The organism is Neobacillus sp. Soil_C_43 (assembly GCF_057656715.1).
Genome location: NZ_JBDGJV010000001.1, coordinates 823232 through 849986, shown reverse-complemented (window position 1 = coordinate 849986; position 26755 = coordinate 823232). Strand labels below are relative to the sequence as shown.

26 protein-coding genes and 1 pseudogene are annotated in these 26755 nt (G+C 38.8%); 20 read left to right on the top strand and 7 right to left on the bottom strand.

Annotation, left to right across the window (positions count from 1 at the left end; translation table 11 throughout):
• Positions 1-22: 22 nt before the first annotated feature.
• On the bottom strand, positions 23-769 hold the full coding sequence (locus AC3A54_RS04405; RefSeq protein ID WP_487653442.1) for an AAA family ATPase: 747 nt from the start codon (positions 767-769) through the stop codon (positions 23-25).
• Between the two features lie 135 nt (positions 770-904).
• On the opposite strand from AC3A54_RS04405, the gene AC3A54_RS04400 reads away from it, so the two are divergent.
• The 3 genes from AC3A54_RS04400 (at position 905) to AC3A54_RS04390 (ending at position 2258) form a co-directional block, all read left to right on the top strand.
• Positions 905-1330: a DUF2935 domain-containing protein gene (locus AC3A54_RS04400; protein WP_335529946.1), complete on the top strand. Its 426-nt coding sequence runs from the start codon at positions 905-907 to the stop codon at positions 1328-1330.
• A 172-nt stretch (positions 1331-1502) separates the two neighbouring features.
• Positions 1503-1928 (top strand): SRPBCC family protein, encoded by a 426-nt coding sequence (locus AC3A54_RS04395; RefSeq protein ID WP_487653441.1) that lies wholly within the window; start codon positions 1503-1505, stop codon positions 1926-1928.
• A complete protein-coding gene (locus tag AC3A54_RS04390) occupies positions 1929-2258 on the top strand; it encodes an ArsR/SmtB family transcription factor (protein WP_487653440.1) in 330 nt (109 codons plus the stop codon).
• Between the two features lie 53 nt (positions 2259-2311).
• Here AC3A54_RS04390 and AC3A54_RS04385 read toward each other — a convergent pair whose 3' ends face one another.
• Together AC3A54_RS04385 and AC3A54_RS04380 are read right to left on the bottom strand one after the other, a co-directional pair.
• Positions 2312-3655 (bottom strand): amino acid permease, encoded by a 1344-nt coding sequence (locus AC3A54_RS04385; RefSeq protein WP_487653439.1) that lies wholly within the window; start codon positions 3653-3655, stop codon positions 2312-2314.
• A gap of 213 nt (positions 3656-3868) precedes the next feature.
• Positions 3869-4090, bottom strand: coding sequence for a DeoR family transcriptional regulator (locus AC3A54_RS04380; RefSeq protein WP_307286019.1), 222 nt, complete (start codon positions 4088-4090; stop codon positions 3869-3871).
• A 642-nt stretch (positions 4091-4732) separates the two neighbouring features.
• Between AC3A54_RS04380 and pepV the strand changes: the two genes are divergently transcribed.
• Positions 4733-6154, top strand: coding sequence for a dipeptidase PepV (gene pepV / locus AC3A54_RS04375; RefSeq protein ID WP_487653438.1), 1422 nt, complete (start codon positions 4733-4735; stop codon positions 6152-6154).
• A 23-nt stretch (positions 6155-6177) separates the two neighbouring features.
• Positions 6178-7050 (top strand): D-amino-acid transaminase, encoded by an 873-nt coding sequence (dat, locus tag AC3A54_RS04370; RefSeq protein ID WP_487653437.1) that lies wholly within the window; start codon positions 6178-6180, stop codon positions 7048-7050.
• Positions 7051-7098: 48 nt separating this feature from the next.
• Here dat and cysK read toward each other — a convergent pair whose 3' ends face one another.
• Positions 7099-8028, bottom strand: a complete 930-nt coding sequence (gene cysK / locus AC3A54_RS04365) for a cysteine synthase A (RefSeq protein WP_487653436.1) — start codon at positions 8026-8028, stop codon at positions 7099-7101.
• Between the two features lie 165 nt (positions 8029-8193).
• Between cysK and thpR the strand changes: the two genes are divergently transcribed.
• From thpR to AC3A54_RS04345, 4 genes are all read left to right on the top strand, one after another.
• Entirely contained in the window at positions 8194-8763 is a 570-nt protein-coding gene (gene thpR / locus AC3A54_RS04360; RefSeq protein ID WP_487653435.1) for an RNA 2',3'-cyclic phosphodiesterase, read from the top strand.
• Positions 8764-8787: 24 nt separating this feature from the next.
• Positions 8788-9741, top strand: a complete 954-nt coding sequence (locus AC3A54_RS04355; protein ID WP_335544248.1) for a diacylglycerol/lipid kinase family protein — start codon at positions 8788-8790, stop codon at positions 9739-9741.
• Between the two features lie 15 nt (positions 9742-9756).
• On the top strand, positions 9757-11892 hold the full coding sequence (pulA, locus tag AC3A54_RS04350; protein WP_487653434.1) for a type I pullulanase: 2136 nt from the start codon (positions 9757-9759) through the stop codon (positions 11890-11892).
• Positions 11893-12112: 220 nt separating this feature from the next.
• Positions 12113-12886: a phosphotransferase gene (locus AC3A54_RS04345; RefSeq protein ID WP_335544250.1), complete on the top strand. Its 774-nt coding sequence runs from the start codon at positions 12113-12115 to the stop codon at positions 12884-12886.
• Position 12887: 1 nt separating this feature from the next.
• Here AC3A54_RS04345 and AC3A54_RS04340 read toward each other — a convergent pair whose 3' ends face one another.
• The gene (locus AC3A54_RS04340; RefSeq protein WP_308082865.1) at positions 12888-13166 is read right to left on the bottom strand and encodes a YtzH-like family protein; all 279 of its coding nucleotides are present in this window, start codon (positions 13164-13166) and stop codon (positions 12888-12890) included.
• A gap of 160 nt (positions 13167-13326) precedes the next feature.
• Here AC3A54_RS04340 and trmB point away from each other — a divergent pair, with 160 nt between their 5' ends.
• Positions 13327-13974: a tRNA (guanosine(46)-N7)-methyltransferase TrmB gene (gene trmB, locus AC3A54_RS04335; protein ID WP_487653433.1), complete on the top strand. Its 648-nt coding sequence runs from the start codon at positions 13327-13329 to the stop codon at positions 13972-13974.
• Positions 13975-14074: 100 nt separating this feature from the next.
• The gene (locus AC3A54_RS04330; RefSeq protein ID WP_335544252.1) at positions 14075-14911 is read left to right on the top strand and encodes a YtnP family quorum-quenching lactonase; all 837 of its coding nucleotides are present in this window, start codon (positions 14075-14077) and stop codon (positions 14909-14911) included.
• A gap of 48 nt (positions 14912-14959) precedes the next feature.
• Here AC3A54_RS04330 and AC3A54_RS04325 read toward each other — a convergent pair whose 3' ends face one another.
• On the bottom strand, positions 14960-15271 hold the full coding sequence (locus AC3A54_RS04325) for a PepSY domain-containing protein (protein WP_487653432.1): 312 nt from the start codon (positions 15269-15271) through the stop codon (positions 14960-14962).
• A gap of 309 nt (positions 15272-15580) precedes the next feature.
• On the opposite strand from AC3A54_RS04325, the pseudogene AC3A54_RS04320 reads away from it, so the two are divergent.
• The 9 genes and pseudogenes from AC3A54_RS04320 to murC form a co-directional block, all read left to right on the top strand.
• Positions 15581-15712: pseudogene (locus AC3A54_RS04320) on the top strand (transposase); the annotation flags it as partial.
• Positions 15713-15727: 15 nt separating this feature from the next.
• Complete coding sequence (locus AC3A54_RS04315; protein WP_487653431.1) at positions 15728-17212, top strand: nuclease/transposase family protein; 1485 nt, start codon at positions 15728-15730, stop codon at positions 17210-17212.
• A gap of 345 nt (positions 17213-17557) precedes the next feature.
• The gene (locus AC3A54_RS04310) at positions 17558-18631 is read left to right on the top strand and encodes a M42 family metallopeptidase (RefSeq protein ID WP_487653430.1); all 1074 of its coding nucleotides are present in this window, start codon (positions 17558-17560) and stop codon (positions 18629-18631) included.
• Between the two features lie 54 nt (positions 18632-18685).
• The gene (locus tag AC3A54_RS04305; protein WP_487653429.1) at positions 18686-19198 is read left to right on the top strand and encodes a DUF84 family protein; all 513 of its coding nucleotides are present in this window, start codon (positions 18686-18688) and stop codon (positions 19196-19198) included.
• A gap of 81 nt (positions 19199-19279) precedes the next feature.
• A complete protein-coding gene (locus tag AC3A54_RS04300) occupies positions 19280-19837 on the top strand; it encodes a hypothetical protein (protein WP_487653428.1) in 558 nt (185 codons plus the stop codon).
• Positions 19838-19852: 15 nt separating this feature from the next.
• Positions 19853-20167 carry a thioredoxin family protein gene (locus AC3A54_RS04295; protein WP_335544257.1) on the top strand — a complete coding sequence of 105 codons (315 nt, stop codon included), beginning with the start codon at positions 19853-19855 and terminating at the stop codon, positions 20165-20167.
• 276 nt (positions 20168-20443) lie between these two features.
• Complete coding sequence (locus AC3A54_RS04290) at positions 20444-21238, top strand: DUF1444 domain-containing protein (RefSeq protein ID WP_487653427.1); 795 nt, start codon at positions 20444-20446, stop codon at positions 21236-21238.
• Between the two features lie 161 nt (positions 21239-21399).
• A complete protein-coding gene (locus AC3A54_RS04285) occupies positions 21400-23808 on the top strand; it encodes a DNA translocase FtsK (protein WP_487653426.1) in 2409 nt (802 codons plus the stop codon).
• Between the two features lie 236 nt (positions 23809-24044).
• Positions 24045-25346, top strand: coding sequence for a UDP-N-acetylmuramate--L-alanine ligase (murC, locus tag AC3A54_RS04280; protein WP_487653425.1), 1302 nt, complete (start codon positions 24045-24047; stop codon positions 25344-25346).
• A gap of 201 nt (positions 25347-25547) precedes the next feature.
• Here murC and AC3A54_RS04275 read toward each other — a convergent pair whose 3' ends face one another.
• On the bottom strand, positions 25548-26663 hold the full coding sequence (locus AC3A54_RS04275; protein ID WP_309860092.1) for an aminopeptidase: 1116 nt from the start codon (positions 26661-26663) through the stop codon (positions 25548-25550).
• Positions 26664-26755: the final 92 nt, after the last annotated feature.

Here is a 26755-nt window from a genome sequence, read left to right as displayed (position 1 = left end):
GGATTACCGAGCTTTTTGCGTTTTACTCATCTAATAAATGATGCAGCATACGATTTTTATCGTCAAAGAACTGCTTCATAATCCTGTAATGGTTGGTTTCTTCAAGCTTACTTTCTATTAAACCCTCATCTGTAAATTCAAAGATTTTTGCATGGGGATAGGCCATGATAATCGGTGAATGGGTAGCGATGATAAACTGGGATTGTTCATTGACTAAATCATGGATCCTCGTTAACATCGACATCTGCCGCAAAGGGGAGAGGGCCGCTTCAGGTTCATCTAAAATATAGATGCCATTTCCCCTAAAACGATGAAGAAACGTGGCAAAGAAGGCCTCACCATGTGATTGCTCATGAAGGGAAACACCGCCGAAAGAATCAATGACTTTACGACCGCCGCCTCCCTTATCAAGCTCTTCAATGTTTGAAGCTACATTATAAAAACTTTCCGCTCTAAGGAAAAATCCATCTTGAGGTTTCTCTACACCTTTGATTACCTTCAAATGGTCAGCTAACGAAGAGTGAGAATCATAAGTGGAGAAATTAAAATTAAAGGATCCACCTTCTGGATTAAACCCTAATGCAACTGCAATTGCCTCCAATAAAGTGGATTTACCCATTCCATTTTCACCAATAAGAAACGTAACTTTAGGATGAAACACGAGCTCATCAAGTGTCTTTATAGCTGTCAGTTTAAAAGGATATTTGTTAAAAGAGGGAATCTCCTCCCTTTTTAAATGGATCCTTCGTAAGTATTGGAAATTTAACATATAACTACCTCGAAAGTAATCTATTTGAAGAATATTGTATCATTCATAGCTTAAAGAAAATAGGTAGTAAAACCTTTAGCATATTTTAACAGCATATCCCATACATTGAAGTGAATTAAGTATGGGGGGATGTCTATGCAATTTTATTATGGGCAACAAATGCCTTTACGTATCTTGGATGAAGCAGAATTTTGGAAGCACCAGGAAGAGGAGCATACGGTTGTGATTCGTGAGCTAGTTTCTGGACTGGAACAGGAATTTGTTGATGCACTTAAAAAATGGGAAGCTGCTCTTGGAGAAACGCATCAGCATGTGGTCCGTTATATAGAGTCAGTAGTCCGTTCGGGCTATCAGATTTCAGACCAATTGTATCAGCATGTGCTTCAGTTGGTTTCATATTGTTTAGATCAGAGTCTATCATTTATAAAACTATGCGAGCAAATTAAAACACACAGCGTAGCCGTCAGTAGCAACCCCACTGCAAAGGTGGTATTAAACCATATCATTCGCGAATCAGAATACTTCGTTGGAATTGCGCAAGCGCTCCTTTATAACCAATAATTTAATTGTTTATGGTGTCTTTACAAAAAGTAGAGTCACCATATTTATTTTAATAGAACTTGACGCGAAACCAAAAGGTGTTATATTATTTGATATGTAACCAGATGGTTTCGTATTAAAAACAACCAATAAATGAAACATTAAACATAGCTCAATTTTAGGAGGAAATCTAATGACAAACGAAGCACAACCAAAATTAGAAGATATCAAATACACGGAAGTATACAATGCACCAATTGATAAAGTTTGGAATGCAGTAGCTACCGCAGAAGGGCTTTCCGGATGGTTCATGCCAAATGATCTGAAGGCTGTTGAAGGTCATGAATTTCATATTAACGCAGGCCAATTTGGTATGTCTCCATGTAAAGTGACACAAGTGGATCCGCCAAACCGCCTCTCTTTTAATTGGGGGAAGGATTGGACACTAACGTTTGAGTTAAAGGCACTAGAAGATAAGACAGAATTAACACTAATCCATGGCGGTTGGGATGTTAATAAGGTTACAGAGTTTGGTGTTCCACATACACCAATTAGAGACAACATGAATCAAGGCTGGGCAGGGCTGGTTAAAAAATTACAAGCATATGTTGAGGCGTAAATGGTCGCTTCTTCTGCTAAGCATGATGTTTTCCAAGCGATTGCTGATCCAACCCGACGTCGTTTATTAAAGCTTTTAAGCAACCAAGAGATGCCTGTCACAGCAATCAGTGAAAAATTTCCAATTAGCCGTACGGCTGTATCTAAGCATTTGCGCGTATTAGCAGATGCAGGATTGGTAAAAGAACGGAAAGTCGGCAGAGAAACTCGGTACAAGCTCGAGCCTGAACCTTTAATGGAATTAAAAGATTGGCTGCAGTATTTTGAATTATTTTGGGAAAATAAGCTGACTGCACTAAGATTATTTGTTGAGTCAGATGAAAATGAGTAAATCTGTAATACAAAAAAGTGATACCCAAATTTTTCGGGTATCACTTTTGTATATTATTTGGAACCATTTTTCCTAACAAGTAAGGAAAGGACAATTAGCACACCAACTGTCACAAGTGCTACGGACGAACCAATCAGATTGCTTGGACTTGTTAAGAACCCAATAAAAATAACACTTAAGCTGACAATAGCGAAAATCGTTGTATACGGAAATCCTTTTACCTGAAAATGTGGTTTTTCTTTGTACGTAGGACGTAACTTCAATTGTGCTGCACAAATACAAATCCAAATTAACATAATGGTAAAACCAGGGATCGTCATGAGGTAATTAATAATTTTACCTGGTGTAATATAGGCTAAATAAACTCCAGCCAAAATACACACAGTTGTGATCATGATTCCTACTAACGGAATGCCTTTTTTTGATGTCTTTGCCAATCCTTTTGGTGCAACGCCACTCTGAGCCATCGAAAATAGTGTTCTAGATGTAGCATAAATCCCTGAATTGGCTGCTGAAAGTACAGCTGTCATGAGTACAAAATTCATGATGTGTGCAGCCCCTGGTAACCCAGTAGTACTGAAAACTTGTACAAATGGACTATCGACGCTTGATACCTTATTCCAAGGCATAATCCCACAAATAATAAGAATTGGTAAAACGTAAAAAATAATAACCCGCCATACTGCCCCTTTAATAATTTTGGGCAATACTTTGTCAGCATCTTTTGTCTCAGTAACAGCGACCCCAATTAATTCTGCTCCGCCGTATGAAAACATTACGACTAAAAAGGCACTCAACATCCCGCTGATTCCATGAGGGAAAAATCCACCGTGCCCAGTGTAGTTTGAAATAGGGTTTTCAACATCACTTGGAATGAAACCAAGTAATAGGAAGAATCCTAAAACGATAAAGGCCACTAGTGCAAGAATCTTAATTCCAGCGAACCAAAATTCCATTTCTCCATAATATTTTACTTGAAATAAGTTAATTCCAATAATAACAAATGCGCAAATTAAGCTTAATAGCCATAATGGGGTATCTGGAAACCAAAATTGGAGGAAACTTCCTGCAGCAAGTAGTTCTACTACTGTTACCAGGATCCAGTTAATCCAATAGAGCCAGCCTACGATAAAGGAAACGCGAAAACCAAATGCTTTATTAACTAAATGCTGAACATTGAAGTTAGGAAACGCAAGAGCCATTTCCCCTAAGGCTGCCATAACGATAAATAATAGTAAGCCGCCCATTAAATAGGTAAACACAACACTAGGTCCAGCAATATTTAATGTGTCAGAGCTGCCTTTAAAAATCCCTGTTCCAATCATCCCTGCCAAGGCAATAAATTGAACATGCCGCGGTAAGAGACCCTTCTTTAAGTTCTGCTGATTATTCTCCATGATGAACCTACCAATCTTCTTTTTTACATAAACGCTTTTAAGTGCTAAAGAATTTTATATTAATATATCATATTTATCAAAACTGTCAATTAAATTTAGAGAATTTCATTGGATATTCTCTATAGTATGATTAGAAAAATTATATACGAAACAAATAAAAGCACACGAAGATTTCGTGTGCTTCCTAGATTATTTTCTATGGTTTCACTGATATTAAGATGACATCTTCACTTTCTTCTCTGTTGTTGTCCATTTTCCGCGGCTTGGGCTAATTACCAAGTCATTATAGGCTAAGACATTTAAATCTCGTTGTATGGTGCGAGGAGTGATACCAAATTCCTCTACAAGTTCCTGCGTTGAAACAGTGCCTTTATTGCGAATAAACATGTAGATACATTTGATGCGGTTTAACATCCGGTTAGTTGAAGGTTTCAAAGAACCACTCCCTATCCTTTTTTCAAACCTTATGGCTTTAACCCTGCTACCGACAGCCTCTTTGAAGATTACTCTTCAATCATATGTAGTTTCTTTTCCGCGCAGACATCTCCTTTTTTTTGGAGTAGTGAGACTTAGATGTCATACATCTACGTTTATTGTACCCATAATTTCTGAAAATTTCTACCACTATAGTAAAGTTTACAAAAATATCATCAAAAAGTTACAAAAATCGTCTTTTTGTCCTACCTCCTTATTTATTTTATACTCTAAGATATGGTAAATATAGCTGGGTTTATGCTAAGTTTTTTGAATTTTTAGTAAAAATGTAAAATTTATTCTAACATAACGCGTTAAGCAGAAACGTACTTCTTTTTAAAAGGCTTTGTTAAACTTGCCTGTTGATTTCCGCTCCAGGCACTTCGCTTTCCGTGGGTGTTTCGGCGAGCCTCCTCGGCGCTAGCGCCTGCGGGGTCTCCCCTGAACCATACTCCCACAGGAGTCTTCGTGCCTTCCGCTCCAATCAACAGGGTGTAAAAATCAACATTGTTCTTTAACACAGCCTTTTTAAAAAGCAAAATTGCTAAGATATTTACAAAAATGATATTGTAGAAGAAATAGTATAGAGGGGGGTAAAGAATATTGACACAGATTAATTGGATGAACGAAGTAGAAAAAAGAAAAGAAGAACTAATTAAAGCCACACAGGGATTATTACATATTAAAAGCCTGCTAGATGAAGAAAATACATCACCTGAAGCACCACTTGGAAATGGTGTGAAGGAAGCATTAGATTTTATGCTAAACCTTGGGGAAAGGGATGGTTTCATTCCGAAAAACGTGGGCAATTTAGCAGGACATCTGGAGTTTGGCTCAGGAGAAGAATTGTTAGGCATTCTTTGCCATGTGGATGTAGTTCCAGAGGGAGACGGCTGGACAAGTGATCCATTTGGAGCGGAAATCAGAGATGGTAAAATTTTTGCTCGTGGTGCACTTGATGATAAGGGGCCTACAATGGCAGCCTATTATGCAATGAAAATTGTAAAAGAATTAGGTTTGCCATTGAGTAAACGTGTTCGAATGATTATTGGAACAGACGAAGAAAGCAACTGGCGCTGTGTAGACCATTATTTCAAGCATGAAGAGATGCCGACACTCGGGTTTGCACCGGATGCAGATTTTCCGATTATCAATGCAGAGAAGGGCATTGCCGATTTCGATATGGTTCAAGAGCAATCTTCCGTTGACACGAAGGAAGCCTTGATTGAAGTGGAGAACTTTGTTTCTGGGAAGAGATACAACATGGTTCCTGATTTAGCAAAAGCGACTATCCTAGTTAAGGAAAACGAAGAAGAAATTGTCCGTCAGTTTACTGAATTCATGACAAAGTACGAGTTAGAGCACAGTCATCAACTAGGGGACGGGGCACTTTACTTAGAAGTAAAAGGTATTTCAGCCCATGGAATGGAGCCTAAAAATGGGAAGAATGCCGGTTTGTTTTTAGCAGAGTTTCTGTCTAAATTGAATGTAGATGCAAAAGCTTCACATTATTTCCAATTTGTATCCCGCTATTTCTTTGAAGATTCACGGGGTGTGAATCTTGGTGTTGCTTATTCAGATGACATTTCAGGAGAATTAACCATTAATCCTGGTAAGCTTTCTTACTCAAAAGATACAAATGGAAGAATTGGAATGACGTGCAGATATCCTGTCACAAATAAAATGGAAGAAACAAAGGCGAAATTAGAGGAGCTTTTACAAACGGAAGGATTTGTTCTTGATAACTTCTCAGACTCTAAACCACATCATGTCGATGAAAAAGAGTTCCTAATCCAAACGTTGAAAAAGGTATATGAAGAGCAAACTGGTGAAAAGGCTGAATTAATTGCCATTGGTGGAGGAACGTATGCCCGTTCTTTAAAGTCCGGTGTTGCCTTTGGACCATTATTTCCAGGGCGCCCCGACATTGCCCATCAAAAGGATGAATATATGTATATTGAAGATTTACTGAAGGCCACAGCTATTTATGCACAAGCAATTTATGAGTTGGCAAAGAGTGAATAGATAAACAAAAGGGGACAGGGAGAATGAACTTTGCAATTATAAATGGAAAATTGGTCAATCGATCGGAAGCAAAGGTAGATATAGAAGACCGCGGCTATCAGTTCGGGGATGGAGTATATGAAGTCATCCGTGTCTATAATGGAAAAATGTTCACGGTAAAAGAACATTTGGAGCGGTTTGTGAAAAGTGCTGACAGTATTGGGATTACGTTACCTTATTCCATTGATGATTGTACAGCTTTGTTAGAAGAACTAGTTACAAAAAATAATTTGGTTGAGGGAACCATTTATATGCAAATTACGAGGGGAACTGCTCCGCGTAATCATGTTTTTCCAGGAAAGGATGTCGTTCCTACACTTGTAGCCTATACGAAAGAAGTGGCACGTCCTGTTGAGAGCCTTACGAATGGTGTGAAAACCATTCGTACGGAGGATATTCGCTGGCTTCGTTGTGATATCAAAAGTTTAAATTTATTGGGCAACTTATTAGCCAAACAAAAGGCTGCGGAACGGGGATGCTTTGAAGCGATTCAGTATCGTGGGGATCAAGTCACAGAAGGTAGCAGCTCTAATATTTTTATTGTGAATAACGGTGTGGTTATTTCGCATGAATCTAATCATCTTATTTTAAAGGGGATTACTAAAGATGTAATCTTACAGATATGCTCACAAAACAACATTCCATTTGAAGAACGCTCCTTTACCTTGGCTGAACTGGCTGCGGCTGATGAAGTATTCTTGTCTAGTACGACTTCAGAGGTTATGCCAATTGTTGAAATTGACAAAGATCAGGTTAAGGAGGGTTTACCTGGCCCTATTACAAGAAAGCTACAAAGCTTATTTACTGAAGAAATAGAGAAGCAATGTGGGGATTTAAAAGAAAAGATTTCTTCATAACCAAAATGAGAGGCTGACCCCTAACGAGTCAGCCTCTCTACTTACTAATTAATACTGAAACAAATCGCTTGATAGGTATCTTTCCCCTGTATCACAAGCAATGCAAACCACTACATCATCAGGAGACAGACGCTTGGCAACCTCCAAAGCAGCGTAGCACGCTCCACCAGAGGATGGGCCAACAAGAATTCCTTCTTCTTTCGCTAACCTGCGAGCAATATCATATGCATCTTCATCTTCAATCGCATGAATTTCATCATACACATCTTGATTTAGAATTTCAGGGATAAAGCCAGGGCTTGTCCCTACAAGCTTATGTTTACCAGGCTTGCCACCTGATAGAACAGGCGAACCTTTAGGCTCCACAACATGTACAGTTAATCCCTCAAAATGCTCTTTCAAGGTTTCACCGGTACCCGTAATGGTACCTCCTGTTCCTGCTGTAGCAACAAATGCGGATAATGGTTTGCCGATTTCTTTCATTGCCTCAATAATTTCCACAGCAGTAGTGTACCGATGCGCATCGGGGTTGGCTTCATTTTCAAATTGCATTGGAACGAAGCTATTTGGTATCTCACTTGCTAATTCCTGTGCCTTTCTTATGGCACCAGGCATTTTTTCATCCCCGGGAGTAAGGACAACCTCTGCCCCGTAGGCTTTTAAAATATTAATCCGTTCCTGAGTCATTGTATCAGGCATAATAATAATGGATTTATACCCTCGTGCAGCCGCATTCATGGCTAGGCCAATTCCTGTGTTTCCACTAGTTGGTTCAATAATGGTAGAGCCCTCTTTTAATAAACCAGCTTTTTCTGCCTCTATAATCATATTAAATGCAGCGCGGTCTTTTACACTTTTGCTTGGGTTATAAAACTCAAGCTTCAAATAAACAGAGGCCCCGCCTTTAGGAGCTAAGCGATTAAGTTTGACCAGTGGTGTTTCACCAATTAATTCAGCAATATTATTGACTACTTTCATGGGGACCCATCCTTTCTATCTTCTGTAACATCTACAATTTTCCTATACACTCTATAATCATAAATAAAAAAAGGCGGCTTGTAAAAAATATCGATTATTCTTCTGCCACAAATAGATACAATCTGGGGAAAATAAACTAAAATTGAGTAAAGGACTGAATAAACAATGGAACAGAAAACGCATTTCTTCTTTGCTGTTAGGATGCCCGAAGAAACAAAACTAATGATGAAGGAACATATTGAAAAAATAAAAGCTGTGATTCCTTTTAGCCGCTGGGTACATTTTCAAGATTTACATATCACCTTGGCTTTTTTGGGTGCAGCATCCCCAGAAAAACTAGCAACAGCTGCTAGCAATGTGAAAGATGCCTTAAATAATGCAAAGCCATTCCAATTAAAAATAAATAGACTTGGTTTTTTCGGAAGTAGTCACTCTCCACGTGTTTTTTGGGCAGATACAGAGGAAAGTAATGAACTAAATCTTTTAAGGAATAAGGTGTTTTTGGCTTGTGAAGAAGCCGGATTTGAACTGGAGACAAGGCCTTTCCGTCCCCATATTACCTTAGCAAGAAAGTGGATAGGCGAAAAAGCATTTCAACAGACACTTCTCGAAATATGGAATGAGCTCCAATCAGAGCCGCTCGCTTTTCAAGTGAATGAGGTGGTTTTATATCAAACACATCTCCATAAAACACCAAAATATGAAGCAATCCAGGTATTTCCACTGACAGAATGAAAACAAATAAAAAAGGTTGGTATTATGAAAGAAATTTATTTTATTGTCAATCCAAAGGCAAAAAACGGTTACTGTCTTAAGATATGGGAGAGAATTGAAAATCAACTTAAAGAAAAGCAAGTTAGTTATCTTGCTGTTTTTACAGAATATCAAGGACATGCAAAAAAACTGGCCAGCCAGATCGCCCAAAAAAACTGCGAAGAAAAGATCATCATTGCGGTAGGTGGAGATGGGACCATTCATGAAGTAATGAATGGTGTAGTAAAAAAAAATAATATTACCCTTGGCTTTATCCCAGGAGGGTCAGGAAATGACTTTTCAAGAGGCTTCCAAATCCCTTCAGAGCCGGTGGCAGCCTTAACGGTTATTCTTCGCTTGATGAAGCAGGAGGCACTAGCTATTGATATTGGTAAAATTAAAATGGCAAATCAACAGGAATATAATTTTATTAATAATATGGGTGCTGGATTTGATGCTGTCATATCATACGAAGTCAATCAATCACGGATGAAGGCACTGTTAAATAAGCTTTCGTTAGGCAGGCTTGTTTATGTTTATTTTCTACTAAAAAAGCTATTTACTTATAAAACTACAACAATTGATTTATCAATTGACGGTCAAAAGCATATATTTGAACAAACATGGTTTGTTACAGTTTCCAATCAGCCCTATTATGGCGGTGGGATGAAAATAGCTCCTGTTGCAGTGCCAGATGACGGGCTGTTTGATATTACTGTCGTTCATCAGTTATCAAGGCTAAAATTGCTGCTTGTTTTCGTTAGTGTTTTTTGGGGAAAGCATATTCATTTTAAAGAAGTGAAAACGTATAAAGGAAAAGCCATTTCTATTCATTCTACTGATTCACTATTTGTTCATGCTGATGGGGAGCATGTTGGGCATACACCACTGACTATTCAGCTTCAAGATAAAGCGGTTGAAGTGTTAACGCGAATACGTTCTAAAAGGAAGTTGAGCTGAAAGAGAGGGATAGGAATGAATGGTACTGACAGAAAATTTCTTGCCTATTTAGATGAGCTCCATATCATTACGATTCTTCTGCCACTTTCCTATCATGGAGGAGTGTCATCCACTTTCTATCTTGTTAATGATGCAGGAAAGTGTCCATTGGACATTATTGCAAAGAGTGAAATAGTCGATCATCATAAATATATTTGTAGGTTTTCAGGAGATTATTCCTTTGAAAAGCAATATTGGGTAGTAGATGAGCATGGAGGGAAAACAGACCTTCAAATTGGTGCAGTGATTCGGACAAAGAGTTTTGACGAGAGATTTTACTATGATGGAGATGACCTTGGTGTGACCCTGTGTGCAGAAGAGACTCGCTTTAAGCTTTGGGCACCCACGGCTATCCAGGTCAAGTTAAAAATTACTCCTCCAGAGAGCAGTTTTTCGGAAATCATCAAGCTGAAGCGGGGGGATAGAGGCATATGGTCTGTTACGGTTCCGCGGGTTTTAGAGCTCTATCACTATAGTTTTCTGGTCTTAATCAATCAAGAATGGCGCGAGGCTGTTGATCCATATGTGAAAGCTGTAACGGTAAATGGAGAATTGGGTGTAGTCGTAATGCCAGACAACCCTCCAAGACCTAGGCCTGATTTGCCTCCCTTAGAAAACCCTGTCGATGCAGTTATTTATGAAACCCATATAAGGGACTTTAGTATCCATCCCCATAGTGGAATAAAGAATAAGGGATTATATCTAGGAGCAGGTGAATTGCATACAAAAGGAAAAGACGATGAACCGACAGGGTTATCGTATGTAAAAGAGCTAGGGATTACGCATCTTGAGTTTCTGCCTTTTCATGACTTTGCAGGTGTAGATGAGTTGACGCCCAATAAGGATTATAACTGGGGATACAATCCTCTCCACTTCAATGCACCAGAAGGTAGCTATTCGACCAATCCTGCCGACCCTTACACTAGAATTAAAGAGTTAAAAGAACTAATTAATCGAGTCCATGAAAGTGGTCTAAGGGTCATTATGGATGTAGTGTATAATCATGTATTTATTCGGGAGGATTCCCCCTTTGAAAAAATCGTTCCAGGTTATTATTTTCGTCATAACGAATTAGGATTGCCTTCAAATGGAACAGGTGTAGGAAATGATATCGCATCCGAGCGGAAAATGGTTAGGAAATTTATCATTGACTCTATTCGCTATTGGATGGAAGAGTACCATATTGATGGATTTCGCTTCGATCTAATGGGGATTTTAGATGTGGAAACGATGAGAGAAGTGCGAAAGGCGTGTGACAGTATGGCAGACGACATACTGATCCTTGGAGAGGGATGGAATCTGAACACACCCCTTCCCACAGAACAAAAAGCGACCATTTCTAATCAAGCAAAAATACCCCAGATTGCTCAATTTAATGATAAATTTCGTGATGCTATTAAGGGAAGCACTTTTAATATATTGGATAAGGGATATGCACTTGGGAATGACCATTACTTGGATGCAGCATTGGAGGTAATAACGGGGAGCATTGGGTTTAAGAAGAGAAATTTGCGACTTTTTAATGAACCCACCCAATCAGTAAATTATGTTGAATGTCATGATAATCATACCCTTTGGGATAAACTTCAATCCTGCCTTCCACACGTTGATGATACCACACGCGCACAATTTCATCGTCTGGCAACCGGAATGGTTTTGTTGTCACAAGGAATTCCTTTTCTTCATAGTGGGCAGGAATTTTTCCGAACCAAGCAAGGCGAAGGAAATAGTTACTGTGCTCCTGAGCAGATTAACCAACTTGATTGGGAGAGAAAGAGTCAATTTATAGATAATGTAAATTACATTAAAGGTTTGATTGAGATCCGCCAAGCCTTCCCTTGTTTTCGAATGAGAACTTCTGATGAAATTCGAAGCAATATTCGTTCCCTCCCATCTTCACCTCCTACCCTAGCGTGCATCTATCAAATGGTTCACGACGAGGTAATTCTAATCATTAATCCGTCAACTAGGGAACAAGGATTTACTCTTCCAAAGAGAGATTGGTCCATTTTGGTTGATAAAAATCAGGCGGGAATTTATTCCAAAGGAGTGCTACATGGTGGCGATGTCAAGATACAACCTATATCTTTAAATGTTTTACTAAAAAAATAGTTTCTCGAGATTACTTGACGAAAAAAGGCAATTGGAGATAAAATTTATTAAGATGGCTATTGTGTGCAATGGTTTCAATAGCTTTTTTTTTGTTTTATTAAAAATAAAAGCTGTTGAATGAACTCTGGTTATTTTAAACCTTCCAGCAGCACAGGTTTTACCTCCGAATAATTTGGGGGAATAAGCCCAATAGAACGGCATAAATTGAAGGTGAACGATTTTGGAACATATACTAGGACAAGAGTGGGAAATTACCCCTGCCGGAGGCGCTACTGGTGAAGCCTTTTATGCAGAATATGAGGATCAAAGGCTTTTTTTAAAGCGTAACTCCTCTCCATTCCTTGCGGTTCTTTCAGCAGAAGGCATTGTCCCAAAGCTTGTTTGGACCAAACGGTTGGAAAATGGAGATGTAATAACAGCACAACAATGGCTTCCAGGTAGAGAATTAACACCGGCGGAAATGAATCAAGAGCTTGTTGCCAGGCTTCTCAAGAAAATTCACCGCTCAAAGCCAATGCTTGGAATGTTAAGCAGGATAGAGAACTCGCCATTACACCCGGAAACCATTTTTCAATCAGTGGTCAATGAGTTAGACGATCAAGTTCGATCCTTAGAAGAAACACAAAAAGCAATAAACTTTTTAAAAGATGAAGCATTACATGTCTATTGTGATGAAAAAGTGGTTTGTCATGGAGATGTCAACCATAACAACTGGCTGTTAGCAGAAGACAACCAGTTGTATTTGATTGATTGGGATGGAGCCAGGATTGCAGACCCTGCTATTGATCTTGGATTACTCTTATATTGGTATATCCCACAAGAAAATTGGCAGGATTGGCTAATCATGTACGGAAAAGAGTTAACAGATCATCTAAAGTTAAGAATGAAGTGGTATGTGACCGTGCAAACCTTATCTTCCATTCAGTGGCATAAAAATAAAAACCGTCTGGAAGAGATGAACAAATGGATTCATTTTTTACATGAAATTCTATAAATTATGAAAATTCATCAATATCGTTAACCCATTGTGATAAGTTATTTTGATTAGATAGAATATGTTGATCTAAATCAGCTGTTTGTGCACCATTTTGGCTATACTGGTACACTTCCTGCAGAATGTTCTTAACATTTTGATCAACTTGTGTGTTGACCATTAGAGATTTCACTAAGCGTTCTAGCTGTTCACATTCCGCTACGGAACCACAGCAATCGGACTGATGGTTGTTCAATATATCTTTTAATAATGTTACTTGGTCACCATGACTTAATGGCATAAAGGACACCCTCTCAAGTGGTATTTAAAAAGAATTCACACAGTTAGGTTGTGAATTCTTTTTCTGTTTATGCGTTTTCTTATTTTCCAACAAGAACTGCTTGCATGCGAAGGTCTTGCATGATATGGTTTGAACGAAATTATTTTTTAGGAGTGTCGTAATGAGACTTAGACATAAACCTTGGGCAAAGGATAAATTAGATCAACATCCTCAATTTGTTGTAGCAAATCCCGAAATGCACAAGGGTAATTGGCATAATGTGTTTGAAAAAAAACAGCCACTTCATATTGAAGTTGGTACAGGTAAAGGGCAATTCATTACAGGAATGGCAAAAGCAAATCCTGATATAAATTATATTGGTATTGAATTACATGTCAGCGTCATTGTAGCAGCCTTGGATCGTTTAATTGAAGCAGATTTACCAAATCTAAAACTTTTAAATGTGAATGCAGCTGATCTAGGTAAATATTTTGCGAAAAATGACGTAGACAGAGTGTATTTAAATTTTTCTGATCCATGGCCGAAATCCCGTCATGAAAAGAGAAGGTTGACCTATAAAGATTTCTTGAAGCTATATGAGGATATTTTGGTCGATGGTGGGGAAATTCACTTTAAAACAGACAACCAAGGATTATTTGAATATTCCTTAACGAGCTTTTCTGCTTATGGATTATTACTAAAATATGTAAGCCTCGATTTTCATAACAGTGGGTATGAAGGAAACATCATGACTGAATATGAACAGAAGTTTTCTGAAATGGGACAGCGAATTTACCGTAGTGAAGTTAAATACCAAAATGAAAAGTAGGTCTTTTAGGGCAGTTCATTCCATGAACTGTCTTTTTGTTTCGCTACCCACCTTCCGAATGTTAAAATATAGAAAAATGAGGGAAGAGGAGGAATGGTAAATGGAAACATTAAAGATTGGTCGTGTTTCATTTACATGGTTATCAGGCGGCGTTACAAATTTGGATGGTGGGGCCATGTTTGGAGTTGTCCCAAAAGGATTATGGTCGAAAAAGTATCCGTGTAACGATAAAAATCAAATTGAGCTCCCTACCGATCCCATTCTTATTCAAATGGATGGGAAGAATATACTGGTCGAATCAGGATTGGGAAAAGGAAAATTAACCGAAAAACAATTAAGAAACTTTGGTGTCACACAGGAATCTGAGCTTGATTCATCTTTGGAAGAGTTAGGATTGAGTACAGATGATATTGATTATGTTCTAATGACCCATCTGCATTTTGACCATGCAGGAGGATTGACGAAGCTTGTGGATGACCGTTATGTTTCAACTTTTCCTAATGCGAAAATCATCACGTCACAAGTGGAATGGGATGAAATGCGAAATCCTAATATACGTTCAAAAAATACATATTGGAAAGAAAACTGGGAAGCTGTTGAAACCCAAGTTGTATCATTTGAAGGTGAATGGTCTTTAGGAGCTATTAGGATGATTCATACCGGCGGGCATAGTAACGGTCATTCTATTGTTATTGTTGAAGATGGTGGAGACATCGCTATTCACATGGCAGATTTAATGGCGACACACGCCCATCAAAATGTATTATGGGTAATGGCATATGATGACTACCCAATGGACTCTATATTCGCAAAAGAGAAATGGCTCCCTTTTGGGTTAAAGAAAAATGCCTGGTTTACCTTTTACCACGATGCCTACTACAGAGCAGTAAAATGGGACAACGAAGGTAAATTAGCTGAAGTGATAAAAAGAAAATAGAGACAAAAAAGTCGTACCCACTGAGGATACGGCTTTTTTGTTATTATTTTATAAGGGTGTAATGTCTATAAGAGTACCGGTCTGCGCATCAGCAATAAATTCATATTGCTCAGTAGAACCATCATTATTTTTTGAAATACCGCCTTTGTATACACGATAGTGTATATGCTGCTTTTCATATGGTTCGGTTTCCATATGTATCCAAGAGCCGCTGATGGGTCCATTTTGTTTAAACTGTCTTTTTACTTGTTCCAGTACCTTTTCGGGTGACACATTCGTTTTTTGATCAATTACTTCTTTTACCACATAACCGCCAATTAAACCGACCGCAGCTCCAACGATGAAAGATTTCCAGTTCATAGCCAAGGACCTCCAAAAAATAAATTGGAAAAGATTACGTATAAGGATTCTCCTCTCAGTATATCGTATTTAGCAGTAAGAAGGTAATATTACTGATTTTCCGAACGAGAAAGCCCATGCAGGGCGTTAGCCCGTCTTTAGACATGGGACGATAGTGAGGTCAAATACGGAGTATCACATAAACCGAAAGTTTGTGGTGCTTCAAGCATTTGAAAGTATCACGTCCTTTTTTGATTCAAAGGTTGCAGTAATAATAGTAAATCAATAAAATGTAATTATGGAACATGATGGAAAGAATAAAAGGAGTGATTGCGTGAAGAATTTCCGCATTTACAACACTTGCCGAGTTTGTGGACACGTTCTTATTTTGTTTCGACTGCTGGAAATGTATCGAGTGAAACGATAAAACGATACGTTGAAAATAAGAAAAAGCGTAACTAGAAAGGAGTGATACCTTTGGAAAGAAAGACTACACCGACTTATACACTCGAACTCCCATTAATTATTCCAGTTTGGCAACAACACCGTTTGGAAAAGAAATTGAAGATTGCTCGGTACGTCTACAATTCTTGTCTAGGTGAAGCTCTTAAACGTCATAAACGTGTCAAAGCTGATAAAGAGCATCGTGCTTTGCTTCGGGACCCTAAGTCTAAAGGACGTGACATACTGCTTTCAGAGATACGTTTAGCCTACGGCTTTTCTGAATATGGTTTGCACGATTTCGTGAGAAATGTTCAGCACAAATTCAAGGAAAATATCGGTAGCTTTGAAGCACAAAAGCTTGCTACAAGGGCTTTTCAAGCTGTCGAGAAACTCCATTTTGGAAAGGCAAAAAAAGTGCACTTCAAAGCGTATGATGATGATATTTCTGTTGAAAACAAATCAAATGCTACTGGCTTGCGGTATGCAGATGGCAACATCCTTTGGGGAGAAAACCCAACAAAAAAACAGCCTAAGCCTAAGAGCCGGCTTTGTATCCCTGTTGTACCAAAAGCTAAGGATGAATATGCATACCTAGCCTTAATGGATAAGACAAAGTACGTGCGGATCTTGAAGCGTGAAGTGCGTGGCAAGGTTCGCTTTTTTGTCCAACTTGTTCAAGAAGGCTATCCTCCAACAAAACGAAATCGTAAGGTGGCCGATGATGAAACCCAACGCGTAGGGATCGACATTGGTTCATCTACAATCGCCATTAGTAGTGAAAAAACCGTACAACTTCGAGAACTAGCCCCAGAATGCCATGCTGACGAGAAGAAACTTCGTTGTATTCAGCGAGCAATGGACCGATCACAACGGTCCACTAACCCTCAAAACTATAACGAGAACAGCACTACTAAAAAAGGGAGAAAGACGTGGACGAATTCCAAGCGTTATCTCCAACTTCGCCGAGAGCGAAAAGAGCTGTTTCGTAAAATAGCTGTCCACCGAAAACAGTCCCATGAGAAGTTAGCGAACGAAATATTAGAACTTGGTTCGGATGTACGAGTGGAAACCATGCGATTTCAATCGCTACAAAAACGAGCGAAGAAAACGACTCGAAATAAGAAGAACGGCAAGATTAACCCTAAGAAACGGTTTGGTAAATCCATCGCGAATCATGCTCCTTCAATGCTGCTAACGATTATTGACCGAAAACTAAGGTATCAAGGACGGTCAATTAAGAAAATTGATACCTATGCTACAAAGGCTAGTCAGTTCAATCATTTGACTGGTGAGTATACGAAGAAGCAACTTTCAGAACGTTGGAACGACGTGGGAAAATTTCGGATTCAACGTGATTTATATAGTGCTTTTTTAATCGGAAACACAACGGAAACGCTCAATACGGTTAACGTGGAATTATGTAACGCACAATGGGACATCTTTGTTGAACTACATAACCGTGAGATTGCACGTCTAAAACAATTATCTAGTAAAATTTTGCGTTGGTTTGTAGCATAAACAAAAATCAGATTGGTCGTGACAACGCCCAAGAGAAGTCGGAATGATAAGCACACAAGGGGTCTAAGGCCTGCTTGGAGAAGTGCCTTGCTATACGCAATACGTCCGTTAATGTTCTAGGAGAATGTACACCAGTGTTTCGGTAGAAACTCTTTCCGTAAGGCAAGATAAGGGTACCGTTGAGAAGTGTACGAGGTAAAATTTTCCCCTATACCCTAGAACCCCACTGCTTTAGTTGTGGGAGTTGTCAGTTATATCGGATGAAATATTGGTAAGAGACACGAAATTTCTGTAAAATGAAATTATACATAAGAGCACAGAATCTATTTCTGAAGGAGTATCAAAATGAATGAACAAACATTAAAGCTTTTTCAAACCTTAACGGAGCTTCCAGGTGCACCGGGAAATGAGCATTTAGTAAGAAAGTTTATGAAGGAGCAATTAGCTCTATACTCAGATGAAATTGTTCAAGATCATTTAGGTAGTGTTTTTGGCCTGAAAAAAGGACATGGTCAGGGACCGACAGTGATGGTTGCGGGCCATATGGATGAAGTGGGTTTCATGGTAACTTCCATTACTGAAAACGGAATGGTTCGTTTTCAGCCGCTTGGAGGTTGGTGGAGTCAAGTGCTACTCGCCCAACGGGTTCAGATTATGACAAATAATGGTCCTGTCATTGGCGTAGTAGGGTCGATCCCGCCTCATCTTTTAGATGAGTCAAAACGAAACAAACCAATGGAAATTAAGAATATGCTGGTTGACATTGGTGCAGATAACCGAGAAGATGCAGAGAAAATCGGAATTAAACCCGGTCAGGCTATTTTGCCGATTTGTCCATTCACTCCGATGGCAAATAAGAAAAAAATCATGGCAAAGGCATGGGATAATCGGTATGGCTGTGGCTTAGCGATTGAACTTCTACAAGAATTAAAGGATGAAACATTGCCAAACATCCTTTATTCGGGTGCTACAGTCCAAGAGGAAGTAGGTTTACGCGGTGCTCAGACAGCTGCAAATATGATTAAGCCTGATATCTTCTTTGCACTTGATGCAAGTCCTGCAAATGACATGAGTGGAGACAAACTAGAATTCGGCCAATTAGGCAAGGGTGCATTGCTTCGAATCCTTGATAGATCCATGGTTACGCATCGTGGGATGAGAGAGTTTGTTCTTGATACTGCGGAAACACATCAGATTCCATATCAATATTTCGTTTCACAGGGTGGAACAGATGCAGGACGTGTTCATCAATCCAATGAGGGCGTTCCAAGTGCAGTAGTGGGAATTTGTTCACGCTACATCCATACCCATGCGTCGATCATCCATATTGATGACTATGCGGCAGCGAAAGAATTAATCGTAAAACTTGTTAAAGCATGTGACCAAACTACGGTCGATACCATTCGATCAAACAGCTAATATTTCGGGAGGCATGGTTCATGCTTCCTTTTTACATCGATAGGAGATTTAGAAATGAAAATTATTATCGGTTCTAAAAACCCAGCCAAAATTTTAGCAGTAAAAAATAGTTTCATTCATGAGGAAGTGGAGTTTTTAGTGTTAGATATTCCATCGAATGTGAGCGATCAGCCCTTTTCTGATGACGAAACAATCCAAGGGGCAATCAATCGAGCTGTAGGGGCTTTAAGGCAGGGGAATGGTGATATAGGTATAGGTCTAGAAGGCGGTGTACAAGAAACATCCCAGGGTCTGATGCTATGTAACTGGGGAGCATTAGCCTCTCGAAATGGGGAGCCTATTATTGCAGGTGGGGCAAGATTTCTTCTTCCTGAAGGAATTGCTGTAAGGCTTAGAGCGGGAGAAGAACTTGGTCCAGTCATGGATGATTATGCGAAAATGAAGAACGTAAGGAAACATGAGGGAGCAGTAGGGATTTTCACTTATGGTGTAATTAATCGGGTAGATATGTTTACACACCTTACAAATCTTTTAGTGGGTCAATATTACTATCGAAAAAGCAATTAACAGAACAGATTAGCTTTTTTTCGACAACCTCATTCGACAAAAGTCTTGTCTTTTGAATATTCTGGCAGGTATGATATATTTATGGGACTTTATTCGTATGAACGGGAGGCGAAAAAGCTGAAATTTTTAAAAACCATTACTATATTCATACTATCGCTGCTTTTACTAAGTGCATGTAGCAACAATGCTTCGATAAAAGAAGAAAGTATAGCTGCAATAAAAACAGCGAAAGCAACGTTTACTGAAAAAGAGAAAAAGCCAAATAAAATGAGTGGAAAGATTCACTTTTTCTTACCTGCAGGATATGTTATAAAAAGTGAATCAGCTAATAATATTATTTTAAGAAACGGTTCAGATACGTATATTCTTTTCTTTAACCCAAAGGAAAGCACAACAAGTGATGTTGTGTACAAAGCAACAGTCGATCAACATAAGGAATTATATACAAATGAGAAATTTGCTTCTACCGACAACAAGCTTGGGTTTATAACCATTGATCAACTTAAGGACGATGGTTTAAATGAATTAACAATTGGAGTGGGCGGGGCAAAAATAACGACGCAATCAGAAACTAGTGATTTGGTACAAAATACGAAAATGATGATGCAAATAGTTAATTCAGTCAAGTTCACAGAATAAATGGAGGCGTTAATTATGAAGAATTTAGAATCAATGGAGCAATTTGAACAACTTCGGGACCAAGGGAAAACCATTTTTATGTTTTCTGCAGGCTGGTGTCCAGATTGTCGGGTAATTGAACCAATCCTTCCAGAGATAGAAGCAAAATTTAATGAATACACCTTTATTCATATAGACCGGGACGACTACATTGATTTGTGTCAGCAATTAGATGTATTCGGCATTCCAAGCTTTATTGCTTTCGAAAACGGAAAGGAACTCGGCCGCTTCGTAAGTAAAGACCGGAAAACACAAGAAGAAATCGAACAATTCATCAATGGTTTAAAATAATAGGCTATGTAAAAGAATAATGTTTGATTTTATACCCTGTTGATTGGAGAGGAAGGCACGAAGACTCCTGTGGGAGTATGGTTCAGGGGAGACCCCGCAGGCGCAAGCGCCGAGGAGGCTCGCCGAAACACCCACGAACCGCTCGTGCCTAGAGCGGAAATCAACAGACAAATTTAACAAAGCTAAATAATAAGTTCCGGGGCTGACTCTTTGCTTTTGAGTCAGCCTCATTTTTATTGTACAATGGATTAGCAGCCCTTGAAGGGAGGATCAAACATGAAAATGGACAGTAAAAAAATGAGAAGAGAATTAGAAACTCGTTTAGCAAATGAGGAACGAGCCATTTCCTATGACCGAGATAAAGACACTCTCAGATTTGAAAATAAAGCAACAGGTAAGGGGATTACCGTCACAATACCTGGAATTATAGCCAAATGGCATGATGAAAAAGAAAAAGCGATTGATGAAGTCGTTTATTATGTAAATGAAGGTCTGCAAGCAATGGAGGATACCGTTCAGTTAACCGATCATGAAAAGAATATTTTTCCGGTTATTCGGTCTACGTCTTTTCCTAATGAATCAGAAGAGGGAAACCCGTTCATGAGCGACGAACATACGGCCGAAACGAAGATCTATTACGCATATGACATGGGGAAGACGTACCGGTTAATTGACCGTCGAATCATGGAAAAGGAAGGTTGGGAAGCGAACAGAATTAAGGAAATTGCCTTATTCAACGCAAGATCCCTGTCAACTCCTCTTAAGGAAGATCAGGTCGCTGGGAATAGTTTTTATTTTCTCAACACCAATGATGGATATGATGCAAGCCGAATCCTAAATAAAGGCTTCCTCAATGAAATGCAGAAACGAATGGTTGGGACGATGGTTTTAGCCGTTCCTCACCAAGATGTATTAATCATGGCGGATATTCGTAACGACAGAGGATATGATGTTATGGCCCAGATGGCTATGAGCTTTTTTGCGAATGGTCGTGTTCCAATTACAGCTTTGTCATTCATCTATGAAAATGGGGAATTAGAACCCATTTTCATTTTAGGAAAAAATAAATAAAATGAATGAAAAAGGATCACATCAAGTGGTCTTTTTTCATTACTTCTTTGGGGGATATATCCAATTCGAATATATTTCGACTTATTCTGAGAAATTATCTCGAAAAAATATCAAATACTGATAAAATAGAATGATAGATGAAAGTAGAAAGAGTGATAGTTTTGAGCTGGATCCAAAACTTTTTTCAAAAGTTTAAAAAAGATGAGGAAGAGGAATTAAACGAATTTGTTGTACATAACCATAGAAACGATGAACTTCCACATCTAAACCAATACGAAAGTTTAAAGGATTTAGATACGAGAATTTCCTATCAATATCCAAAAGGTGGCCTGCGTTCTTCCACTACACCTTTATCTGAGGTCAAGCCCAAAGTTAGGGAGAATGTCCGACAGCAAAGGATTTTAGAGAAACAGCCTGAAAAGAGAAGCAGAAGGGAACAAAAAGAAACTCAACCTGTAAAAACGGAAGTCCCAAAACCAATCAAAGAGCCAAAGCAACAACCGAGAATGAGGGGCCCATTTCACCCAACAGAAATTCCTTCTCCTATTTTCGGGTTTAACAGGCCAAAGAAGACAGAGATGGTTGTAGAGCATGAGTTGAGCCACTTTTTAAACGAAGAGGATAAAGATCAGCTTAACCATTCAGCAGTATTTGAAGAGATAATTGCTGAAGCGTCTCTTATTACGAATGAGGAATCTAGTATTGAATTTGAATCCTTGCAAGAAAATGTGTTAGAGGCGATTGAATATGAGCCTGAACCAATGGAGATCGAACCGAATTTACCGGTTGAAACTTCTGTCGAACTACAAGCTGAATCTGAGAATGTAGCCGAACCCCAACCCGAGCAGCCTGAGACCAAGCGTTCTCGTTTGCCATTTAATGTAATGATGTTAAAGCAGGATAAACTAAAATGGGAAGAAAATATACAAAGAAGAGAACGTGAGCAGCCTATTCAGGTACGGAAGAACACTTTAGTAGAAAAAGAAGTTGATACTTCATTAGAAAGACTACTAGAAAGAGCTATGGTGGAGCCAAAAGATAGTACGATAGAAAAACCAGTAGAAAAGCCCATTGAAAAACCAACTGATAAGCCAATTATTCAGAAGGTTGTTTCCTCTCCAACCGTGGCGGAGAAAGTTGAACAGGTAACGTCCAATGGAACTTATATGCTCCCTCCATCAAGTCTATTACATCCGCCCGTTAAAGAAGATAAAGATATTGGTTGGTTGTTAGAGCAAGAAGAACTCCTAAATATTACATTGAAAAACTTTAATGTTGGTGCAAGTGTGGTCAACGTGACCCAAGGTCCATCTGTTACCCGCTTTGAGGTACAACCCGAACCAGGGGTAAAAGTAAACAAAATTACTAATCTAAGTGATGATATTAAATTAAGTCTAGCAGCAAGGGATATTCGGATTGAAGCACCTATACCGGGAAAGCATACGATTGGTATTGAAGTACCAAATCAAAAGTCAAGACCCGTTTTAATAAATGAAATCATTCAAAGTAGTGTGTTTCAAGAATCTACGTCTCCTTTAACAGCAGTAATGGGGCTAGATATTGCAGGGAAACCGATTGTAACTGACTTAAAGAAAATGCCACACGGGCTAATTGCTGGGGCAACAGGTTCAGGTAAAAGCGTATGTATTAATACAATTTTAGTTAGCCTGTTATGTAAAGCCAGTCCAGAAGATCTAAAGCTATTGCTGATTGATCCAAAAGTGGTAGAACTTGCACCGTATAACCGAATTCCACACCTTGTTAGCCCTGTCATTACCGATGTAAAAGCGGCAACAGCTGCATTAAAGTGGGCTGTGGATGAAATGGAAAGGCGATATGAGCTTTTCGCTCATGCGGGTGTTCGTGATATCAACCGATTTAATGAACTTGCAATAAAGCATAAGCGCTATTCTGATAAGTTGCCTTTTATTGTGATAATCATTGATGAGTTAGCTGATTTAATGATGATGTCACCAGCAGATGTGGAAGAAGCAATCTGTAGAATAGCTCAAAAAGCAAGGGCATGCGGTATTCATCTTATTGTAGCCACACAAAGACCATCGGTTGATGTTATAACTGGATTAATAAAAGCCAATATTCCAACCCGAATTGCTTTTTCTGTCTCTTCCCAAGTGGATTCACGTACCATTATTGACATTAGCGGGGCGGAAAAATTACTCGGCCGTGGCGATATGCTGTTCTTAGAAAATGGATCATCGAAACCTGTAAGATTGCAGGGAACGTTCGTATCGGATGAAGAGATTGATCTTGTAGTTGCCCATGTAAGGGATCAACGCGAGCCAGAATATTTATTCGAACAAGAAGAGCTGCTGAAAAAGGCCCAAGTAACAGAGGAAGAAGATGAACTCTTTTATGAAGCTTGTGAATTTATTATTGAGCAAGGGGGAGCATCCACTTCAAGCCTGCAACGGCGCTTTAAAATTGGCTATAATAGAGCAGCAAGATTAATGGATATACTTGAACAAAATGGATATATTACAAGTGCAAATGGGAGTAAGGCTCGTGAGGTCTTAATAACAGGAGCTGATTTAGAGGCCATTCAAGAATAATATAAATCAATAATCCACCGTATTCTTTCTAGGTACGAACAAATAATAATGAATGCCAATTCGGGGTGGATCGCAAAGATAATTGACACTAATAGTTTTTACGCGAAAACAATGTTATAATAATTAAATGATTTTAAATAAGTAAGCTTACTTGTTCAGTAATTCTATAAACAATGTCAAATACAGACAGATGTCATATACTGTTTTACAGATAGACGTTGGTTGGAGGTTCTTCTATGACTATTTACCATTTTGTAGGTATTAAGGGGTCTGGGATGAGTGCATTAGCACAAGTTCTGCATGATATGAAATTTGAGGTTCAAGGCTCCGATGTCGAAAAGCGCTTTTTTACTCAACTTGCCCTTGAACAATCCGGTATAAAGATATTTCCCTTTCAAAAGGAAAATATCAAGCCTGGAATGACGATTATTGCAGGAAATGCCTATCCAGATACGCATGAAGAGATTCAAGAGGCAATGAAACTTGGACTTCCAGTAATAAGGTACCATCGTTTCTTAGGCGATTTTATGCAGAATTTTACAAGTGTTGCGATTACAGGTGCACACGGAAAAACCTCTACGACTGGTTTACTGGCTCATGTTATTAAAGGAGCTAAACCTACGAGCTTTTTAATTGGCGATGGAACTGGGAAAGGACAAGAAGGGGCAGAATATTTTGTTTTTGAGGCGTGTGAATACAGAAGGCACTTCTTATCGTACTTCCCTGATTATGCCATTATGACAAACATTGATTTTGATCATCCAGATTACTTTGCCAATATTGAAGATGTATTCTCAGCCTTCCAAGAGATGGCTGTTCAAGTGAAAAAGGGAATATTTGCTTATGGTGATGATGAGCAGCTTCAGAGAATCCAGGCGAAGGTTCCTGTATTGTTTTATGGATTTGGCGACGAAAATGATTACCAGGCAAAAAATCTTGTCAAATCCACCAATGGAACAACCTTTGATGTATTTATACGTAATACTTTTTATGACACATTCTCAATCCCTACATTTGGGGATCACAGCGTGTTAAATGCGCTTGCAGTCATCGGTTTATGCCACTATGAAGAGATTGATGTTACTATCGTGAAAGAACAATTGCTAACATTCCAAGGTGTGAAAAGAAGATTTTCTGAAAAGAAAATTGGAACGCAAATCTTAATCGATGATTATGCCCATCATCCGACTGAAATCAAAGCAACCATTGATGCTGCAAAGCAGAAATATCCTGATAAAAGAATTGTCGCTGTATTCCAACCACATACTTTTACACGTACCCAAGCCTTTTTAGAAGATTTTGCTGAGAGTCTTCGTCAAGCTGATAAAGCGTACTTGTGTGAAATTTTTGGGTCAGCTCGTGAAAATCATGGAAAGCTGACAATTAAGGACCTACAGGAAAAAATTGATGGGTCTGAGATTCTATCAGAAGAAAATACTTCAGTATTAAATGAATACGACAATAGTGTAATTATATTTATGGGTGCAGGGGATATTCAAAAGTTCCAGGAATCTTATGAAAAACAAATCAATCAATAAACAAAAGAGAGGCTGACACAAATAAGTGTCAGCCTCTATTGTTTACATTATAAGAAAGTATAAAATCCGACTTTGAGAATTGTCCAGCTCCAGCGCCTAGCCCCTCGGGTCAAATAACCTTCTGCAATAAAAGTCAAAGAGCAACTTTTCTTGCAGAAGAACATTTGCCTGTCGGGGCTGATCAAGGCGCTTCCGCTTTTCTTATTTTAAATTGTCAGGATTTAATACTTCTAATTCTGGTAGCACGAAAAGACCATCTTTTCGAATGAGTACATCGTCAAAATAGATTTCCCCTCCGCCATACTCGGGACGCTGAATGTTTACCATATCCCAATGAATATTAGAGTGGTTTCCATTAAACGCATCATCATAGCATTGTCCAGGAGTGAAGTGGAAGCTGCCGGCAATCTTTTCATCAAATAAAATATCCTGCATCGGATTTAAGATGAAAGGGTTCACTCCAATTGCAAACTCTCCCACGTAGCGTGCTCCCTCATCTGTATCAAAGATTTTGTTAATACGACTAGAATCATTAGACTCAGCCTCAACAATTTTTCCATCTCTAAAAGTGAGCTTAACATTTTCAAAGGTAAAGCCTTGGTAAGGAGACGGTGTGTTATAAGTGATGACTCCATTTACTGAATCACGAACTGGAGCTGTGTATACTTCACCATCAGGAATATTTAGTCTTCCTGCACATTTAATCGCAGGTATATCTTTTATAGAGAAGCTTAAATCTGTTCCAGGTCCAGTAATGCGAACCTTGTCTGTTCGATTCATCAGTTCAACCAAGCTGTCCATGGCTTGATCCATTTTTCCGTAATCCAGGTTACACACATTAAAATAAAAGTCTTCAAATGCTTCTGTGCTCATCTTGGCCAATTGCGCCATTGATGACGTAGGATATCGAAGAACAACCCATTTTGTTTTTGGTACACGAATATCACGGTGTACCTTTTTTCCAATTGTAGAGCCGTGAATTTTCATTTTTTCATCAGGAACATCAGCTTGTTCATTGATGTTATCTCCAGAACGTAGCCCTATGTATGCATCCATTTTACTCATGACGTTTGCTTCAAAATCAGCCATCATATTATATTGCTCTTCTTCGGCACCAAATAATAGCGCACGGTCAACCTGATGATCTTTTAATAGAACAAATGGATATCCACCTGCAGCATAGGCTTCCTTCACCAACGCGGTAACAAGTTCACGTTGCAACCCAAAATTCTCAATTAACACCTTTTCACCTTTTTGTAGCTGCACAGAATAATTAATTAAATTCTTTGCCAGTTTCTCGATACGAGGATCTTTCATGGTAGCGCCTCCAAACAATTATGTAAGTACAATACTATTGTAACCGAATAATGACTGAAAGTTGAAAAATAAAGTAATTTCTTCCGTATGAA

Excerpts from the sequence above, each read along its gene's own strand:
- AC3A54_RS04405 (WP_487653442.1), bottom strand. The coding sequence starts at position 769 with ATGTTAAATTTCCAATACTTACGAAGGATCCATTTAAAAAGGGAGGAG.
- AC3A54_RS04400 (WP_335529946.1), top strand. The coding sequence starts at position 905 with ATGCAATTTTATTATGGGCAACAAATGCCTTTACGTATCTTGGATGAA.
- AC3A54_RS04395 (WP_487653441.1), top strand. The coding sequence starts at position 1,503 with ATGACAAACGAAGCACAACCAAAATTAGAAGATATCAAATACACGGAA.
- AC3A54_RS04390 (WP_487653440.1), top strand. The coding sequence starts at position 1,929 with ATGGTCGCTTCTTCTGCTAAGCATGATGTTTTCCAAGCGATTGCTGAT.
- AC3A54_RS04385 (WP_487653439.1), bottom strand. The coding sequence starts at position 3,655 with ATGGAGAATAATCAGCAGAACTTAAAGAAGGGTCTCTTACCGCGGCAT.
- dat (WP_487653437.1), top strand. The coding sequence starts at position 6,178 with ATGAACTTTGCAATTATAAATGGAAAATTGGTCAATCGATCGGAAGCA.
- cysK (WP_487653436.1), bottom strand. The coding sequence starts at position 8,028 with ATGAAAGTAGTCAATAATATTGCTGAATTAATTGGTGAAACACCACTG.
- thpR (WP_487653435.1), top strand. The coding sequence starts at position 8,194 with ATGGAACAGAAAACGCATTTCTTCTTTGCTGTTAGGATGCCCGAAGAA.
- AC3A54_RS04355 (WP_335544248.1), top strand. The coding sequence starts at position 8,788 with ATGAAAGAAATTTATTTTATTGTCAATCCAAAGGCAAAAAACGGTTAC.
- pulA (WP_487653434.1), top strand. The coding sequence starts at position 9,757 with ATGAATGGTACTGACAGAAAATTTCTTGCCTATTTAGATGAGCTCCAT.
- AC3A54_RS04340 (WP_308082865.1), bottom strand. The coding sequence starts at position 13,166 with ATGCCATTAAGTCATGGTGACCAAGTAACATTATTAAAAGATATATTG.
- trmB (WP_487653433.1), top strand. The coding sequence starts at position 13,327 with ATGAGACTTAGACATAAACCTTGGGCAAAGGATAAATTAGATCAACAT.
- AC3A54_RS04330 (WP_335544252.1), top strand. The coding sequence starts at position 14,075 with ATGGAAACATTAAAGATTGGTCGTGTTTCATTTACATGGTTATCAGGC.
- AC3A54_RS04325 (WP_487653432.1), bottom strand. The coding sequence starts at position 15,271 with ATGAACTGGAAATCTTTCATCGTTGGAGCTGCGGTCGGTTTAATTGGC.
- AC3A54_RS04310 (WP_487653430.1), top strand. The coding sequence starts at position 17,558 with ATGAATGAACAAACATTAAAGCTTTTTCAAACCTTAACGGAGCTTCCA.
- AC3A54_RS04305 (WP_487653429.1), top strand. The coding sequence starts at position 18,686 with ATGAAAATTATTATCGGTTCTAAAAACCCAGCCAAAATTTTAGCAGTA.
- AC3A54_RS04300 (WP_487653428.1), top strand. The coding sequence starts at position 19,280 with ATGGGACTTTATTCGTATGAACGGGAGGCGAAAAAGCTGAAATTTTTA.
- AC3A54_RS04295 (WP_335544257.1), top strand. The coding sequence starts at position 19,853 with ATGAAGAATTTAGAATCAATGGAGCAATTTGAACAACTTCGGGACCAA.
- AC3A54_RS04290 (WP_487653427.1), top strand. The coding sequence starts at position 20,444 with ATGAAAATGGACAGTAAAAAAATGAGAAGAGAATTAGAAACTCGTTTA.
- murC (WP_487653425.1), top strand. The coding sequence starts at position 24,045 with ATGACTATTTACCATTTTGTAGGTATTAAGGGGTCTGGGATGAGTGCA.
- AC3A54_RS04275 (WP_309860092.1), bottom strand. The coding sequence starts at position 26,663 with ATGAAAGATCCTCGTATCGAGAAACTGGCAAAGAATTTAATTAATTAT.